Here is a 14,692-nt window from a genome sequence, read left to right on the forward strand (position 1 = left end):
CTTACAAATTAATCAAACATGAAACGTTTAATAATATTAGTATTCATTGTTACATTCCTCAGCTGTTCCAAAGATGATGGGGCTATTCCGGATAGAGTGAACATAGAAGATGTACCGGTAATTACAACCAACTTGGAATCAGGTGGAACTACTGCAACCATTGCGTTCAACAACCAGGGTGCATTTGAAGGAAAGATCAAAGTTGCATTGTATTTCACAGATGCAATCGCGCCCGCCAAAGTTGATATTGTAGTACGGAAGAATGGGGTCGCATCTAGTGTAAAGTTGTATAAAGCAGATGTGTCATCCTTACCAGCAAACTATAGCATAAAAGCAGCTGACCTGGCAACGCTCTTTGAAAAGCCATTGGCGGTAAATGATACCTACGATTTTGCACCGGATATTTATGTGGGTAATAAAAAATATGATGCGTTCCCACTAACAGGTGCAGGTAATGGATCGGGCGTACAGGGGATGAGCGCGGTAGGGTTTGGTGAATATGTGCGGTTTACAGTTAAGTAGAATGGCTGACCTGTAAGGTTCGCCTTGGAGTCTTCAAATATTCAGTGGGTTTAAGCGACCCTGACAGGTCAGATGCATGAGACCTGTGATTTGCCTCATTTTAATCATGTGACCTGTCAGGTGCAAGGCAACTCGATACTATTGCAGGCTCGAATGATGCACCTTACAGGTCACTTTTACTTTATAACCCTCGTAAAACGACACGCATAAATATCCAACTCCCTAAAAAAGCCTGGAAACCCACACGGGTAAAGTGTTATGTCCGATAAAGATTACTATTGACAGGAAAAACGAAACGTTTCCCAGCATTATTCTTGCTGTATTCAATACTCACAAAACGACATTTTAAGGCTTCAATAAGCCTTGACAGCGATTTAAATGAAGTCATTTTATTGCTGCTTATCACTTAAATGCATGCTTCGAAAAGTTAGGTTACCTCTCCGGTTACCTTTTAGGTTACTTCTTTTTTTTCGTTGAGTATATGTAGCTCAATATCGTTTAGTTAATGCTTGTTTTAAGGAATCCCCTCCTGGGAGGGGTAGGGGTGGGTTTTTACTCAACTAAACGACATTGATATGCAGTTAACGAAATGTTAGCAAAGTAAGGTAAACCATGTAGCGTGTAAAAGTGAAATTCGTATAGGCTGCATTGATATTCACATGCGACAATTGCCTTAAACGCAACAGGGGAGAGCCCTCTTCATAATTAATCACAATGCATCCTTATCATCAACATACATTTTGACAGTGAGCAAGAGCCAAACTACACAAGTCATATTTTGACATCGATAATCAATGCAGTATATATTTGCTGTATCGAAAAACGAGACAAACGAAAGGGCTAAATATGCAACAGAAAAAAGAAGCAGTGCTGCGAAGACGCGATGTAGCCACACTGGTAGCCAGTATTCATGGAGTAACCGCAGATCATGTAAGGAAAGTAATTCGTGGTGACAGAGAAAATGATCAAATTCTCGCCACCTGTAGGCAGATCATCGAAAATGACAACTTATTATTACAGGCAGTTAAGAACATTGTACCCTTTGATCAAGTCGACCTCCAATCATAACAGGTAAAAGGACTGGTATCTTCTTTCCAACAGGTTACCGCTTGTGCTTATCGATCCTTCCATCAGGATCCCATTGCTGACCACGTAAACCGTTGACAGTTGAAATTTATTGAAAACAAATTGTATCTCGGGTTTTCCGAGATGGTGCAAGCTATTGCCAATGCCACTGGCAAAGAGCAGGAAAAAGTAGAGTTGTACCTGCGAAAAGCAAAAAGTACAGGCACCAAATGCTGGACCTTTTTAAACGATCCGGACGATCGCCGCAGGGTATTGGTTCAATACGAAGCGTTGAAGGAGGAGTATAAGAATATGGTGAAGGAAGTATTCGGTAATCCGTATGATCTTATGGCGAAGGACCCCATTTTGAAAATGGTGCAACCCGATCAAAAGGCCGAAGCTTTCTTTCTTTCCTATACATATGGCGATAACCGGTTTTTGCCAACAGAGCATGTAACAAAATATGTAAAGGCAGCCAGCTGGTTAAATATGCTCAACGAGGTTAACCGCAACAAAAAGATCTTAAAAAAACAATTGAATGTAAACCTCGATCAGTTCTGGAGTAATGTATGCAACATTATTAAATCGGAAGCGATCGATCTGCCTGCCAGTTATCAGCGTTTGCGTAATAAAATGGCAGAATATCAGGAGAAAGGATATGCCAGTTTGATTGATTGGCGATTTGGGAATTCACTGGCCAAGAAGATTGACGATGATGTATTAAAAAAGTTGCTCGAACATCCAAATCAATACGACGATGTAATGATCTGTTATCTGTATAATAATTGGGCCAGTCAAAATCACCGGGAAGTAATTGGGGCGCGCATTGTGAGTTTGCGAAGAAAGGAGTGGGAGCATGAGATCATTGCCAGTCGCGAAGGCTGGAGCGCCTATAACGAGAAATATGTTCGCCAGGTAAAAGGGTTGCCCGGCAGTACTATGCATCCGCTCGCATTGGTTGAATGTGATGATTATAATTTCAATTACTATTTCACTGACCCAGACATTACCGGAAGCGGTAAGGATCTTCAACGGTATGTTGGCTATGTGGTAGCCGACAGTAGCATTGGATTGGTTTTGGGTGCCAGTTACAGGCATGCCAAAGCGCCGGTTTTTGATATGGTACGGGTTGCCTGGCTCGATGCCATGTATTATATCCGAGGCCTTACCGGCAGCGATCAGTGGTACCTGCCATTTGAAGTAAAAGCCGATCACTGGAATCAAAAGAATGCTTTCCCCTTTTTCAATAGTATTGCCCGGTTTGTAAAACCAGCTGTGGGTAATAAACACAGAGGGTACATAGAACAGTTGTTTGGAAGTGATCATGCAAAACGCGCCGAAAAACTGGCTGCGCATAATGAGCTCAACTATAATGGAAATAACTTAACAGCCCGGCATATAGGGGTGAACAGGGAAGTGCTCAAGGCCAATGCAAAAAGGCGTCCGCTTATTGGTGAACATGCCAGTGAACAGATCGATAAATTCCTGTATTACATGCGCAACATTCCGGCCATTACAAAAACTGATCTGGAAGCCCCCAGCCGGGAAGTGAAATGGAAACAGCGATGGAGTGAATTGAGCGACGATCAAAAGCGCCCCATTACCGATCTGCAGTTTTTGCACCTGTTTGGTTTTACCCATGCGCCACAAGGCAGATCGATAACTATCACCAACAGAGGCATTGAACCTGTTATCAACGGTACAAAATACAGTTACGATCTGCCCGATTATGTGAATATGCAACACCTCATTGGCAGCAAGGTTTCTGTAGTATATGACCCATACGACATGAGCCGGGTGCTGATCACTGATAATGAGAACATCCGCTTTATTGCCCAGGAAGCCAGTTTGCAACCCAGGGCCCTGGTTTATCAATATGATGGAAGCAGAAAGGCATTGGATATGATCCTTAATGAGAAGAAGGCGCAGGTTCAAAGAGTGGCCGCCCTTTCGGCAGCACGCACACATGAAATAGATTCAAAAGCTGTGCTGTTAGCCGGTTTAGCGCCCAAAGAACTACTGGCAGATGCAGAGCAGGCCTATTACGAAGAACAGGCCAACGCAACAGACGAGGACGCCATTGAATTCAATATCTACAAGAACATTTTTAACCGATAAAAATAAATGATCATGACTAATACAAAAAACAAGACTGCAATAAATACATGGACTGTTGCACCCACCAGTGTATTTAATAAATTAACAGCCTATTTCGGCGACGCGCAACAACACCCGCGGGGCATTCATGCGATAATCATAAATGCCAGTATGGGAAAGAGCATTACCGTTAAAGCGTTTGCCGAACAAAGATCTTCGGTATATTATGTATGCTGTCACCGGCATATGCCAATTCGTACGTTGTTACGCGACATGCTTACCCGCATGGGAAAAGACAGCAGCGGCACCATTGCTGAAATGCTCGATAACCTGGTCCACCATCTTGAAAAAGATAAAGAACCCTTGTTCATTATAGATGAGGTTGACAAACTCAAAGATGAAGTACTGGAGATGTTTGTTGACCTCGAAAACAAATTACACGGTAAATGCGGACTGGTATTTATGGCCACTCCCTATTTAAAAAAACGCGTTGAAACAGGCGTAAACCGGAATAAGCGTGGGTTTACAGAACTATACAGCAGAATGAAAAAAATATTCTGGGACCTCACGCCAGCCAAACAGGAATTCAAAAAAGATGTTTCGCTCATTTGCAAAGCCAATGGCGTAAGCAATGAGCAAACAATAACTGAGCTGTATAATAAATGCGAATACGACCTGCGGGTATTAACTGATCTCATCATAGCATTCAAAGCTGCCGCCTGATCGATCAAAACATCGGTATTCCCAATACATAGTATCGCTATCAATATTTAATAACCTCCATGCAACAAAATGTTGCCTGGAGGTTTTTCTTTTGTGACAAAGATCGCTTGTATATATTCCATTCAATTGCGATTATTGTAGTGACGTATGCGCGGAATCAATACACTTTATACAGATATATTCGACCAGTCGAAAGAGTCCAAACCCAAAGCCGGCAAGGGCCGCAGTTCCCATTTACATAAAGCCCGAAACGAAGCGCTTGTAAGCCGCTATTTTTACTATGGGAATTTTTTCGATCGCAAACTCAACTACGAATTCATTATCAAAAAGGTGGCTACAGAATTTTATTTAAGCCCCGTTACCGTCCCCGAGATCATTGAAGCCAATTACAACATCCTGGTAACTTTAAAAAAGGAACAACCCACCATTAAATTCTTCAAAGACAAATGGCCACACCTGGTGTGGTAACAACCATCGCTTATTCGTAGCCAATATCCATTTTGGGCGATTCATTGGAATAAACGGGCGAAGCGCTCGTGTCTTCAATAGTAGATGTGAAATATACCGTTCTCACCCTGATGGCATCCTTCCTGTCTTCAGTAAGGACCTGTAAACGCGACAATGGTTGTCCGATGGCATTTGCATCCTGATCGGTTGGTTGCCAGCCCTGCAGGGCTTTATGGAGCTTGGCTTCAATTTCATAACCAGCTATAGCCTGTCCACTTACTGTATCTGGAGCCGTAACAGGAGGGAAGGCCAGGCGCAGTTGAATGGTAATATCTCCCCACTGTCCCATTTCGCTTTCATCCCCAAAATAAGATGGCGTAAAATCAATTAGAACACAAGGCCAGGAGATGGCTGGTGTTGGATCATTATCGATCTGACGCCAATCCTGTTCAACCAACAATATTTCAGGGACCGTTTGTTGTATGCGGGCTTTTAATGCCAGTAAAAGCAATGAATAATACGATTGATACATAGTTGCGTACTTATTATACCTCAAAAATCGCCTATTTAAGGGGCAGTTTAAAAACGTAAAAAGTATGATACCGCAGTTACCTGTGTATATAACCGAAACCAATGTAGTGTCACAGATCGCTCATTTTGAAAGCCTTGTTATTCGTTGCAGATTTGTGTTGTCAACGGCACGGAACCATTTCTGGAAGTACCAGCAACAACAGTGAAAACAAAAGTAACCGGTCAGCCCCGTAAGGCTGCACCCGGTTATTTTGAAAACAGATTATGCAGATAAATGAAATGATCGTTAGTGCGCTTACCGGTGTAGCAACAGCCACCATAACATGGTATGCAGCCCGCAATAAGAACAGAGCCGAAACCTATGTAAGCGAATTAGATGCAGTTGAAAGAGCTGTGAAAGTATGGCGGGAGTTGGGCGAAGAGATGCAGCTGAAGTATGAATCATTACATGATGAAATAGAATTACTGCGAGTAGAAGTTAAAGTATTGCGGGAGGATAACAAGCAGTTAAAGCAGGAGAACCAGCGACTATTACAACAAATAAATACTTTGACCGGTGAAAAAGGCTAATGCAATATTCGTAAGCATTTTAGTGGTGTATGTTATCATAATGATGGCATTACTGTTTGGCTGCAGGACCACCAGGCCGGTTGTAGATCAGGTAAAGGACAGCACCGTTATCAAATACTATTACCGGGATACCCTGATCACGCTGCCTGGCGATACGGTCCAAATAATTGCCACCGTGCCCTGTCCCGAAGCAAAGTGGCAGGCGCAGGCGAAGAGCGGAAGATCGGTGCTGGTAGCCAGTTTGAACAACGGGGAACTAAGCATCGACTGCAAACAGGACAGTTTATTATTACGTATATCCTTATTGGAAAAAGAACTCGATCGAAAAACCAACACCATTGTGCGTGTTCCGGTACCGCAGGAAGTGATCCAGTACCGGGCACCCTGGTGGGCGAGGATAGCTCTGGTAGCAAGTCTCTTATTTATAACCGCCTTTTGCATTAAGAACTGGCGATTACTGATCGCAGGCGCAAAAGCAATTATACAATTCTTTATATGATACTCTCTGCAAGGGCACTTGATATAGCCACCACTCAGCTGGGAGTGCGCGAAAAAGGTTCCATCAATTCCGGACCAGAGGTTGATAAATACCTGAAAAGCGTTGGGCTTACGCCTGGCCTCCCCTGGTGTATGGCATTTGTCTACTGGTGTTATAGCCAGGCGGCACAGGAATCAGGAGTTACTAATTTCTTGATAAGAACTGGTGGCGTTTTACATCAATGGAATGAACAGCAGCCAATAAGAAAGATAGTACTCGATAAAGTACTTAAAAATCCGGCCATCATTCAACCAGGCGCTGTATTCATTATGGACCATGGCAAAGGGACTGGTCATACCGGATTGGTAGAAAAGATATACGGCTCTTATATAGATACCATTGAAGGCAATACCAACGATGAGGGAAGCCGCGAAGGCTACGAAGTTTGCCGCCGTACCAGAAGGCTGACATCTATAAAAGGGTTCATTCAATAAAACAGATCATGACTCAATCATGATACTTCAAAAATCTAAAATTTTCAAATTCTCATTATGTCATTACCCAAAGTAAGTATTCTCTACAGCAATGGCAACCTGTTACAGGACGTAGATGCTGTAGATGGGATTGCAGCACTCTGCGGAACCGGCTCTACGGCCGGTTTGCTGGGGGTGCCCACAACGGTGTACAGCCTTGAAGATGCAGAAGGCAAGGGTTATACCGAAACTGCAGAACCAGAATTGTACCGTCATTTAAAAGAGTTTTACGGCGAGTTGTCTGGCAACCAGGAACTGCACATCATGCTGGTGCCAAACACCATGACCATGGACCAAATGCTCGACAATACCAATGAAGCCGGCGCTAAAAAATTGATCGCCGATGCTCAGGGTAAAGTAAGATTGCTTGGTGTATTTCATAAACCTGCAGCTGGTTATAATGGCGGTACAAATTTTATCGATACGCAGGTTAGTGCAGCTATCACCAAGGCAAAAGCTTTTGCTGAAGCCCGTTTGGCTGAGTTGGTACCCCTCCGCATTTTAATTGAAGGACGTGTAGTAAACGCCAGTGCCAGCAACACGCTGCAACCAAAGACCAGCAGCAATGGCTATTCTGGTGTGGTATTAGGCGGCTCCCGCAATGATGGATCTGCCTCAGTAGGCTTGGCATTGGGTAGAGCGGTAAAATATGGCGCGCACATTAAATTAGGTAAAGTAGCCAATGGCCCGCTTTCTATCACTACCGCTTATATTGGCGACAAACTGATCAAAGACGTTACTGGTTTGACCGAATTGCACGATGCTGGTTTTATCAGCTTTATGCAACACCCGCAAAAAGCAGGTTTCTATTTTGGTATCGACCGCATGAGCAGCTCAGATGATTATCGCCTGTTGGCTTATGGCCGCGTGGTTGATAAAGCTGCTGTAATTGCCGCTGCCGTGTATGTAGAAGACCTGGAAGGCGAAGTAGCAGTTGGTGCAGATGGTAAGATCGCTGTTGGTGTGCTGTCACATTTAAAAGCGAAGATCACTCAACAGATCAATGTGGCCATGGCCGACCAGATCAGCGGAGTGGAAGTGTATATCAATCCTGCGCAGAATGTTATCAGCACCGGTAAATTAAGTGTACAACTTCGTATTCGTCCGTTCGGATATACTTCATTCATTGATGTGGACCTGGGTCTTGTTGCCCCGGCCATCTAAAAAATAAATTATGCCAACATTTAGCACAAAAGAATGCGCCTGGGCGCACGTATCTGTAACCCTGTTGGGCCGCACAATCGTAGGCCTGCGTGGTTTTGAATTTAAGAAAACGGTTGAAAAAGAGCACCTGTATGGCGCCGGTGATATGCCGATAGATATTCAAAGTGGTAACCAGAAGTTCGAAGGAAATCTGAAGCTGTTGAAGTTTGAGATAGACATGTTGAACGACGCGGCCGCAAATGCCGACTACAGCGATATCCTGGATGTACCGCATGATCAGATCGTTATCACCTGCGACTACAAAAAGAAGGATTCAGATGCAACCCGCACTATCACCGTGTCAGGCGTTGCCTTCAATGAATTGACCACGACTATGGAGCAAAATGCAAAAATGACCGAAGTAACGCTTCCATTCCTGGCCATGAATATTGAATACAGTAACTAAAAAATTGCATAATCCCATCACAATGATACAAACAGACAACAACAAAGGAACAGTTAAGGAAATAAGAGACCGCGAACGAAAAGAAGAAGAAGCCAGGTTGCGCGAATTATGCCAGCAACTGGCGTATGAACGGTATGGTGAAGACCAGGTAATTAAATGGAGCAACCAACACAAAGGATTGTGGTATCTGCCGGTAATGGATGAAAGTGGCGAGAACATTGAAGCCATTGCTTTAATGAAACCGATCACCCGTAACATTCTTTCTTACGCTTCAACCAAAATTTCAGACGAAGGCCTGTACGCTTTCCTGGAACAATGTATGCGCGAATGTTTTATCACCGGCGACAATTCCATATTGGATGACGACGACTATTTCATTCCTGCAGCTATGAAGTTCAATGCTATTCTGGAAGGTAAAAAGGCGGCTCTTTTAAAAAGGTAAGCGATGCATCGGAGAAAGCCGAATACGATGTATTTGGCTTTCTTGAAACAATAGTGGAATACTATACAGGGCGGGATGCATCGCAGTTGTCCGATGAAGCCCTGGCAATGAAACTGGCTCACATTACCCGCATTCGTAAAATGGAAGCGGAAAGTGGGTATGATAAAACTTTAAACAGATTATAACGTGGCGAATTCGATAGCTGACCTCATATTAGCATGGAGTGATTTCAAGATGGAGTCTATAAGAGCATGGAGAAATCTCAAGTCTGATTCTATTAAATCTGTTAAGGATACCTGGCATGGAACCATAACAGGCCTTAAACTGATAAGACAAAGCATGAGAGAGGTTTCCTTTGATCCTATTATGAATTGGGCTAAAGGTGTCAGGAAATCGAATGCTATATTGAAGGAAAGCTACGGAAGCCTTGGCGCCAGGATGGAAAAGCTCCAGGGGCTAATTAAGAATAGTACCAACGCAAAGGATATAGAAAAGTATACCAAACAGCTGAATCAGGTACAAAAAGCGGCGGCAAAGCATCCTGGTAATTTAGCCGCCGAAAAAAGCAAAGGTGTCGGTGGCAAAGGCGGCGGTGATAAAGGCGGCAAGGGCGGTGGCGTATGGGGCGCCATATCCAAGTTCGTCGGTTTAGAGAAGCCCATGGAGATGGCTAAGAAAGCTATCGAATTCGGTAAGAAAGCAAACGTGCCGGTTGAGGTGGGGAACGGGGTGAAGAATCCCATGAAGTCGATGGATGGGTTCGGCCTGGGAAAGATGGGCATTGAAAATAAGCAGGACAATGGCGCGTCGGCAGCTGAAAAGGTAGAAAAATTCCAAGGGAAAATAAATGGTGCAATAGAGCAGGTGGGCCTTGCCTTTATGCCCATGCTGAACCGGTTAATGGACTTTGCATTGCGGCTTGCCGATACACTGCTACCGATGATCATGCAGGCTATTCAGCCGCTTTTAGACATGCTCAATCAAGTACCAATAGGCGATATTCTTGAACAGGTCATGAATGTAGCCGTTGCCATTATTGCCGCCATAGGACCCATACTGGAACAATTAACGCCTTTATTCGCTAACATCTTCGAAATGCTCGGACCGCTTATAACGGACATTGGGGAATTTATTGTGGCGTTGGTTGAAGGCCTCGCACCCATCCTGGCGCTCGTGGCACATATTATATCTGCAGTGTTGGGACCCGCTTTAGTGTTTATAGGAAAGATCCTGGGTGTGGTCATTGACATTATAAAATGGGTGGCGAAAATTGCCCTGGCCATTTTAAAACCCATCATCGAATTTATTGCCCTGCTAATAGATGGCATCATGTGGTTGTTTGGTCAAAGCAATGAATTCAGTGGAAAAGGTGCAGACGGTAAGCCGAAAACACTTACACCACCTGATCCGGAAAAGGACAGCAAGGTAACTGCAATCGATGCAGGAGCCCAATTGAATAAGGGCCTTGCAGCAACAACGCCAACTGTCAATGCAGGAAAGGGTAAATCGGATAAAGCAGTCCATAAAGCAGCCGGTGAAGTCACCAGTGGCGGCCCCCGGGTGATCAATATCAATGGGGTGAAGTTCGCAGAAAAAATAGAGTTGTCTGTAATAAGCGCTAAGGAAGGAATTAACCACCTCGAGAAACAATTACAGGAAATGTTTTTACGAATTCTAAACAGTGGGGCAGTTGTACAATGAGTGCATTAACATTTGACCTTGACCAATTATACGAAAGCATATTTGGTACAAAGCCTTACCGGATCGAAGGACCGGGTAATGGCAAAAAGTTCACCAAGGGAACAGGTTCGTTATTAACCGAAACCTATTTGAACAAAGAAATATGGTTGCCTACCCGCTTCGCGGAAATTAATATCAAAGATTATGATGCAAGCGAATTCTTTCTTCCCTATTCGGTTATCAAGATATCGGGTAAGAAGACCATTGTAAAAACGGCCATGGCTGAACGACAGGGTACTGTAAAAGAGTTGTACAGCACGGATGACTATTCAATAAGCCTGAAAGGTTTTTTCATCGATGATAAAAACCGCGTATGGCCAGAGGATGACCTGAGAGCATTCAAAAAGTTATTCGAATTGCAAACAGCCGTAGTACTCGAAAATGCGTTGACCAACGTGTTCCTGGAGGATGATCAGAAAGTAGTGATCGAAAGCTTTGACCTGCCTGAAGTGGAAGGCGGCCGTAAGCATGTTCGACCTTTTAGTATTGAACTGGAAAGTGATAGCATATTCACACTGGAGGTAGTCTAATGTTTCAAATGACATCAAATGTAACAGTCGAGGGTATTAAAAATATCATTAAGCCCAATGGTATTTCATGGAAAAGAAGTGTTACCGATTACAGCGACACCGCTACCATTAAGCTGCCGGCTGTGGCCATGTTGAAGAAAGAAGGCGGGGAATACGAACGGATAGAAACCGGTATCAAATTTCAGGAAGGCAAGAAAATAACCATTGCCTGCGGGTACGATGGCAAGAATCCGGTTCAGTTTAAAGGGTTCATTTCCCAGATAAAGCCAAACATACCATTGGAAATTGAGTGTGAGGGGTACAGTTACCAGTTACGAAAAAAGCAGGCGTTCAATAAAAGCTACAGGGCTGGTACCAACATGAAAAAAGTGTTGACCGACCTGATAGATGGAACAGATATAACGTTAAGTAAGGCTATACCCGATGTGATCATACAAAGCCCGGTTCAATTTTCAGGGAAGACAGCCATACAGGTGCTCGACTGGTTTAAAGAACAGATGTTGATGACGGTGTATTTCAATTTCCAGGAATTGTATGTGGGGCTTAAGTATACCAACTTCAAAAACACCATAAAGCTGCGGCTTGGGTGGAATGTGGTGGAAGACAATGACCTGAAGTTCAACCCCAATAAAAATCTGTCAAATGTTAAAGTCGCCTTAAGCACAAAACAAAAGGACGGTAAAACACAATATGCCGACCCCAAAAGCAAAGGTAATGACAGCAAGCAGATAAAGATGAAAGTCAGGCTCGACCCTGACACGTTGAAAAAAATACAGGAAGATCAAAAGCGGAAACTGATGAATCGTGGTTATGAAGGATCGCTTACTTCTTTTCTGGTGCCTTTTGCTGAACCGGCCATGGCGGTTGAAATTGATGACCCCAAATATCCTGCCCGCGCCGGAAAATATTTTATCGAAGCAGTAGAAGGTGAGTTCGGTTCAGGTGGTGGCAGACAAAAAATTAAAATAGAAGCAAGCTTATAACATGGCATTAGAAGAACAAATACGGCAATTGCTCGATGAGCGCGCAGCCCGGGTTGGTCCCTCACCCACCATGTTAGCCACGGTGCAAAGTGTGAATGAGGCAGAAGCAACCTGTGAGCTGTACGACGAGGAAACAGCCATGGAGTACTATGATGTTCGTTTGCGACCAGTACTGAACGGAAAAGAAAGCATTACCATTTTCCCGAAGAAAGGAAGCTGGTGTTTGGCAGTACGCCTCGAAAACACCGACGAATGGATGGTAGTGGCTTGCAGCGAAGCAGATAAATGGCGGCTGAAGATCGGTGAAGCGATCATTGAACAGGATGCCACCGGTTTGCAAATACAGAAGCAAAACGATACCCTTCGTCAGGCGCTTGAATTAATTATCCAGGCTGTAATGAAAGTAGTGGTAATACAGGGCACAAACCCTGACTATGCAAAATTACAGCAGGCATTAACTAAAATTCAAAATATACTCCGGTAATGGCTTTAAACAAAGATGTATTAGGGGCCGCTTTGTATAACAAGGCGGGCAAGTATAACGAAAAGGATATTGACAACATTGAACAGGCGCGGCAGGAGTTTTGGAAAGGAGTAGCAGAAGAGATCATCAATCACCTTAAAAGCAATGCAACCTTAACTGTTCCGGGAACGGGGTTAGTATCACCACAAGGGCCCGTAACAGGAGTAAGCACAACAGGAACTATTTTATGATTGATATTTTATTAGATACCACCAATAATGATCTGTTGATAGATGCAACGGGTAATCTTAAGATAGGCCGCAGCGATCAGCAGCATCAGGCTTTGCTACTGCTTTTTGATAAAGGCAGTTTAAAAGAAAATCCCGATACCGGTGTAGGCGCCTTCAAACACCTGGAAGCAGAACAGGCTGCAACCTTTTTACGTGAAGTGCGAATGCAATTCACCAACGATGGGATGCAGATAAAACAGATTGTTTTTGAAAATAACAAATTATTGATAGACGCACCATACAATGAATAAGGTAACTGTATCATACGGGCAAACCTGGCTCGACATTGCTTTGCAGGAGCTGGGTGACATGGAACGGGCAATTGAACTGGCTTTGTTGAATGGCCGGGCAATCACTGACGACCTGCAGGCAGGTGAGGCATTGATGGTGCCCGACTTTGACTCAGGAAAAAGAAGCATCATTCAATTGTTTCGCAATGCAGCCAACAGGCCGGCCAGTGGCGACACATTTATTGCCGCAGAACCTGGTTCAATAGGTGAGGGCATTGAGTTCTGGGCCCTTGAAAACGACTTTGTAGTCTCATAATTATAATAAGTATGCTGAAAAATTATTTCAAACCAACACCAAAAAAATTACTAAAGATCTCCCTTGCCCTGCGTGGCATGGTGGCAACCGTTAGTGGAGCAGCTTATTTTCAAAACGATCTCAAAGCAGCTTTCTGGTTCCTGGTAGCAGGTGCGGGCATCGATTTCATTATTCAATGCCTCGATACCAATACAGGTACCGGTAAACAGGAACAAGAGCCAATACAATCTTTTTTACAAAAACAGTACACAAATAATGGCACGCACAATAACTGATATACATGCCGACATCACAAGCACCCTGGTTACTGAAATGGCTGCTATTAACATTACCATTAATCCTGCTACCTGGAGTAAGGCCAATTTGTTAAGGCTGATCACCTATATCGTAGCCGTGTGCCAATGGACTGTTGAACAGTTACAGGATGCACACAAGGCCGAAGTAAACGAATTGATCGCTGCAAAGAAACCGCATTCATTACGCTGGTATGCAGAAAAAGCAAAAGCGTTTCAGTTTGGCGACAACCTGGTTCCGGAACAGGATTACTATGATAATACCGGTGTGCCGGAAGATGAGATTGAAAATGCAAAGGTGGTAAAATTTGCCGCGGTGGTTCGACAGAAAAGAGCGAACGGGCGGATCTACCTCCGGATCAAAGCCGCCAGAACAAACGGCACCGACCTGGCCCCATTGGCCACGGACCAACTGGAAGCACTGCGCGAATATTTCAACAGAATAGCGGATGCAGGGGTGGATATAGAGGTGGATAGCGGTGAAGCAGACCGGCTGCAGTTAAAACTGAGGATCTATTACAATCCGTTGATCATTGGTGCCAATGGCAGCAGACTCGATGGTACAGACAGTACCCCTGTTCCCAACGCAATAAAGTCCTATTTGCAAAATCTTCCATTCAATGGTCTTTTTGTGTTGGCCCAATTGGTGGATGCATTACAGGCGGTGGAAGGTGTGGAAATACCTCATGTGCTCTCTTGTCAAACCAGCTATGCCCAGTTTCCCCCTACCAGTGTAGATGTGGAGTATGTACCCGACAGCGGATACCTGCGCATAGATGATGTTGATCTGAATAATATAGAATATATAGCGCACAGCCAGATTAAATAAG

Annotated in this window: 22 protein-coding genes; 21 read left to right on the plus strand and 1 reads right to left on the minus strand. The window is 44.0% G+C overall.

What is annotated here, in order from left to right:
* Positions 1 to 18: 18 nt before the first annotated feature.
* The 5 genes from J7I42_RS09875 (at position 19) to J7I42_RS09895 (ending at position 4,875) form a co-directional block, all read left to right on the plus strand.
* On the plus strand, positions 19 to 522 hold the full coding sequence (locus tag J7I42_RS09875; RefSeq protein ID WP_209138608.1) for a hypothetical protein: 504 nt from the start codon (positions 19 to 21) through the stop codon (positions 520 to 522).
* An 867-nt stretch (positions 523 to 1,389) separates the two neighbouring features.
* Positions 1,390 to 1,590: a hypothetical protein gene (locus J7I42_RS09880; protein ID WP_209138609.1), complete on the plus strand. Its 201-nt coding sequence runs from the start codon at positions 1,390 to 1,392 to the stop codon at positions 1,588 to 1,590.
* A gap of 99 nt (positions 1,591 to 1,689) precedes the next feature.
* Positions 1,690 to 3,705, plus strand: coding sequence for a Mu transposase C-terminal domain-containing protein (locus tag J7I42_RS09885; protein WP_209138610.1), 2,016 nt, complete (start codon positions 1,690 to 1,692; stop codon positions 3,703 to 3,705).
* A 12-nt stretch (positions 3,706 to 3,717) separates the two neighbouring features.
* Positions 3,718 to 4,407: an ATP-binding protein gene (locus tag J7I42_RS09890; RefSeq protein WP_209138611.1), complete on the plus strand. Its 690-nt coding sequence runs from the start codon at positions 3,718 to 3,720 to the stop codon at positions 4,405 to 4,407.
* A gap of 147 nt (positions 4,408 to 4,554) precedes the next feature.
* Positions 4,555 to 4,875 carry a hypothetical protein gene (locus J7I42_RS09895; RefSeq protein ID WP_209138612.1) on the plus strand — a complete coding sequence of 107 codons (321 nt, stop codon included), beginning with the start codon at positions 4,555 to 4,557 and terminating at the stop codon, positions 4,873 to 4,875.
* A 10-nt stretch (positions 4,876 to 4,885) separates the two neighbouring features.
* Here the strand turns inward: J7I42_RS09895 and J7I42_RS09900 are convergent, their stop codons facing one another.
* The gene (locus tag J7I42_RS09900; protein WP_209138613.1) at positions 4,886 to 5,386 is read right to left on the minus strand and encodes a hypothetical protein; all 501 of its coding nucleotides are present in this window, start codon (positions 5,384 to 5,386) and stop codon (positions 4,886 to 4,888) included.
* A 64-nt stretch (positions 5,387 to 5,450) separates the two neighbouring features.
* Between J7I42_RS09900 and J7I42_RS09905 the strand changes: the two genes are divergently transcribed.
* The 16 genes from J7I42_RS09905 (at position 5,451) to J7I42_RS09980 (ending at position 14,691) form a co-directional block, all read left to right on the plus strand.
* Positions 5,451 to 5,591 carry a hypothetical protein gene (locus tag J7I42_RS09905; RefSeq protein WP_209138614.1) on the plus strand — a complete coding sequence of 47 codons (141 nt, stop codon included), beginning with the start codon at positions 5,451 to 5,453 and terminating at the stop codon, positions 5,589 to 5,591.
* Positions 5,592 to 5,649: 58 nt separating this feature from the next.
* Positions 5,650 to 5,955: a hypothetical protein gene (locus J7I42_RS09910; protein ID WP_209138615.1), complete on the plus strand. Its 306-nt coding sequence runs from the start codon at positions 5,650 to 5,652 to the stop codon at positions 5,953 to 5,955.
* Entirely contained in the window at positions 5,942 to 6,454 is a 513-nt protein-coding gene (locus J7I42_RS09915) for a hypothetical protein (protein WP_209138616.1), read from the plus strand. The genes J7I42_RS09910 and J7I42_RS09915 overlap by 14 nt, the downstream gene beginning before the upstream one ends.
* A complete protein-coding gene (locus tag J7I42_RS09920; RefSeq protein WP_209138617.1) occupies positions 6,451 to 6,927 on the plus strand; it encodes a CHAP domain-containing protein in 477 nt (158 codons plus the stop codon). The genes J7I42_RS09915 and J7I42_RS09920 overlap by 4 nt, the downstream gene beginning before the upstream one ends.
* A 57-nt stretch (positions 6,928 to 6,984) precedes the next feature.
* Positions 6,985 to 8,130, plus strand: a complete 1,146-nt coding sequence (locus J7I42_RS09925) for a DUF2586 family protein (protein ID WP_209138618.1) — start codon at positions 6,985 to 6,987, stop codon at positions 8,128 to 8,130.
* 10 nt (positions 8,131 to 8,140) lie between these two features.
* Entirely contained in the window at positions 8,141 to 8,575 is a 435-nt protein-coding gene (locus tag J7I42_RS09930) for a hypothetical protein (protein ID WP_209138619.1), read from the plus strand.
* Positions 8,576 to 8,597: 22 nt separating this feature from the next.
* Positions 8,598 to 9,017: a hypothetical protein gene (locus J7I42_RS09935; protein ID WP_209138620.1), complete on the plus strand. Its 420-nt coding sequence runs from the start codon at positions 8,598 to 8,600 to the stop codon at positions 9,015 to 9,017.
* Between the two features lie 339 nt (positions 9,018 to 9,356).
* Positions 9,357 to 10,718, plus strand: a complete 1,362-nt coding sequence (locus tag J7I42_RS09940) for a hypothetical protein (RefSeq protein ID WP_209138621.1) — start codon at positions 9,357 to 9,359, stop codon at positions 10,716 to 10,718.
* Complete coding sequence (locus J7I42_RS09945; protein WP_209138622.1) at positions 10,715 to 11,287, plus strand: DUF6046 domain-containing protein; 573 nt, start codon at positions 10,715 to 10,717, stop codon at positions 11,285 to 11,287. The genes J7I42_RS09940 and J7I42_RS09945 overlap by 4 nt, the downstream gene beginning before the upstream one ends.
* 8 nt (positions 11,288 to 11,295) lie before the next feature.
* Positions 11,296 to 12,270 carry a hypothetical protein gene (locus tag J7I42_RS09950; protein WP_209138623.1) on the plus strand — a complete coding sequence of 325 codons (975 nt, stop codon included), beginning with the start codon at positions 11,296 to 11,298 and terminating at the stop codon, positions 12,268 to 12,270.
* A gap of 1 nt (position 12,271) precedes the next feature.
* Positions 12,272 to 12,754 (plus strand): hypothetical protein, encoded by a 483-nt coding sequence (locus J7I42_RS09955; protein WP_209138624.1) that lies wholly within the window; start codon positions 12,272 to 12,274, stop codon positions 12,752 to 12,754.
* On the plus strand, positions 12,754 to 12,984 hold the full coding sequence (locus J7I42_RS09960; protein WP_209138625.1) for a hypothetical protein: 231 nt from the start codon (positions 12,754 to 12,756) through the stop codon (positions 12,982 to 12,984). Before J7I42_RS09955 ends, J7I42_RS09960 begins: the two co-directional genes overlap by 1 nt.
* Entirely contained in the window at positions 12,981 to 13,274 is a 294-nt protein-coding gene (locus J7I42_RS09965) for a hypothetical protein (RefSeq protein WP_209138626.1), read from the plus strand. Before J7I42_RS09960 ends, J7I42_RS09965 begins: the two co-directional genes overlap by 4 nt.
* Positions 13,267 to 13,569: a hypothetical protein gene (locus J7I42_RS09970; RefSeq protein ID WP_209138627.1), complete on the plus strand. Its 303-nt coding sequence runs from the start codon at positions 13,267 to 13,269 to the stop codon at positions 13,567 to 13,569. Before J7I42_RS09965 ends, J7I42_RS09970 begins: the two co-directional genes overlap by 8 nt.
* 11 nt (positions 13,570 to 13,580) lie before the next feature.
* The gene (locus J7I42_RS09975; RefSeq protein WP_209138628.1) at positions 13,581 to 13,844 is read left to right on the plus strand and encodes a hypothetical protein; all 264 of its coding nucleotides are present in this window, start codon (positions 13,581 to 13,583) and stop codon (positions 13,842 to 13,844) included.
* On the plus strand, positions 13,825 to 14,691 hold the full coding sequence (locus tag J7I42_RS09980) for a hypothetical protein (protein ID WP_209138629.1): 867 nt from the start codon (positions 13,825 to 13,827) through the stop codon (positions 14,689 to 14,691). The genes J7I42_RS09975 and J7I42_RS09980 overlap by 20 nt, the downstream gene beginning before the upstream one ends.
* The last annotated feature ends 1 nt before the right edge of the window (position 14,692 follow it).

The sequence above is a fragment of the Niastella soli genome (assembly GCF_017742245.1).
Classification (GTDB): Bacteria; Bacteroidota; Bacteroidia; order Chitinophagales; family Chitinophagaceae; genus Niastella; species Niastella soli.

Excerpts from the sequence above, each read along its gene's own strand:
- J7I42_RS09875 (WP_209138608.1), top strand. The coding sequence starts at position 19 with ATGAAACGTTTAATAATATTAGTATTCATTGTTACATTCCTCAGCTGT.
- J7I42_RS09890 (WP_209138611.1), top strand. The coding sequence starts at position 3,718 with ATGACTAATACAAAAAACAAGACTGCAATAAATACATGGACTGTTGCA.
- J7I42_RS09895 (WP_209138612.1), top strand. The coding sequence starts at position 4,555 with ATGCGCGGAATCAATACACTTTATACAGATATATTCGACCAGTCGAAA.
- J7I42_RS09900 (WP_209138613.1), bottom strand. The coding sequence starts at position 5,386 with ATGTATCAATCGTATTATTCATTGCTTTTACTGGCATTAAAAGCCCGC.
- J7I42_RS09905 (WP_209138614.1), top strand. The coding sequence starts at position 5,451 with ATGATACCGCAGTTACCTGTGTATATAACCGAAACCAATGTAGTGTCA.
- J7I42_RS09910 (WP_209138615.1), top strand. The coding sequence starts at position 5,650 with ATGCAGATAAATGAAATGATCGTTAGTGCGCTTACCGGTGTAGCAACA.
- J7I42_RS09920 (WP_209138617.1), top strand. The coding sequence starts at position 6,451 with ATGATACTCTCTGCAAGGGCACTTGATATAGCCACCACTCAGCTGGGA.
- J7I42_RS09925 (WP_209138618.1), top strand. The coding sequence starts at position 6,985 with ATGTCATTACCCAAAGTAAGTATTCTCTACAGCAATGGCAACCTGTTA.
- J7I42_RS09930 (WP_209138619.1), top strand. The coding sequence starts at position 8,141 with ATGCCAACATTTAGCACAAAAGAATGCGCCTGGGCGCACGTATCTGTA.
- J7I42_RS09935 (WP_209138620.1), top strand. The coding sequence starts at position 8,598 with ATGATACAAACAGACAACAACAAAGGAACAGTTAAGGAAATAAGAGAC.
- J7I42_RS09940 (WP_209138621.1), top strand. The coding sequence starts at position 9,357 with ATGAGAGAGGTTTCCTTTGATCCTATTATGAATTGGGCTAAAGGTGTC.
- J7I42_RS09945 (WP_209138622.1), top strand. The coding sequence starts at position 10,715 with ATGAGTGCATTAACATTTGACCTTGACCAATTATACGAAAGCATATTT.
- J7I42_RS09950 (WP_209138623.1), top strand. The coding sequence starts at position 11,296 with ATGACATCAAATGTAACAGTCGAGGGTATTAAAAATATCATTAAGCCC.
- J7I42_RS09955 (WP_209138624.1), top strand. The coding sequence starts at position 12,272 with ATGGCATTAGAAGAACAAATACGGCAATTGCTCGATGAGCGCGCAGCC.
- J7I42_RS09960 (WP_209138625.1), top strand. The coding sequence starts at position 12,754 with ATGGCTTTAAACAAAGATGTATTAGGGGCCGCTTTGTATAACAAGGCG.
- J7I42_RS09965 (WP_209138626.1), top strand. The coding sequence starts at position 12,981 with ATGATTGATATTTTATTAGATACCACCAATAATGATCTGTTGATAGAT.
- J7I42_RS09970 (WP_209138627.1), top strand. The coding sequence starts at position 13,267 with ATGAATAAGGTAACTGTATCATACGGGCAAACCTGGCTCGACATTGCT.
- J7I42_RS09975 (WP_209138628.1), top strand. The coding sequence starts at position 13,581 with ATGCTGAAAAATTATTTCAAACCAACACCAAAAAAATTACTAAAGATC.
- J7I42_RS09980 (WP_209138629.1), top strand. The coding sequence starts at position 13,825 with ATGGCACGCACAATAACTGATATACATGCCGACATCACAAGCACCCTG.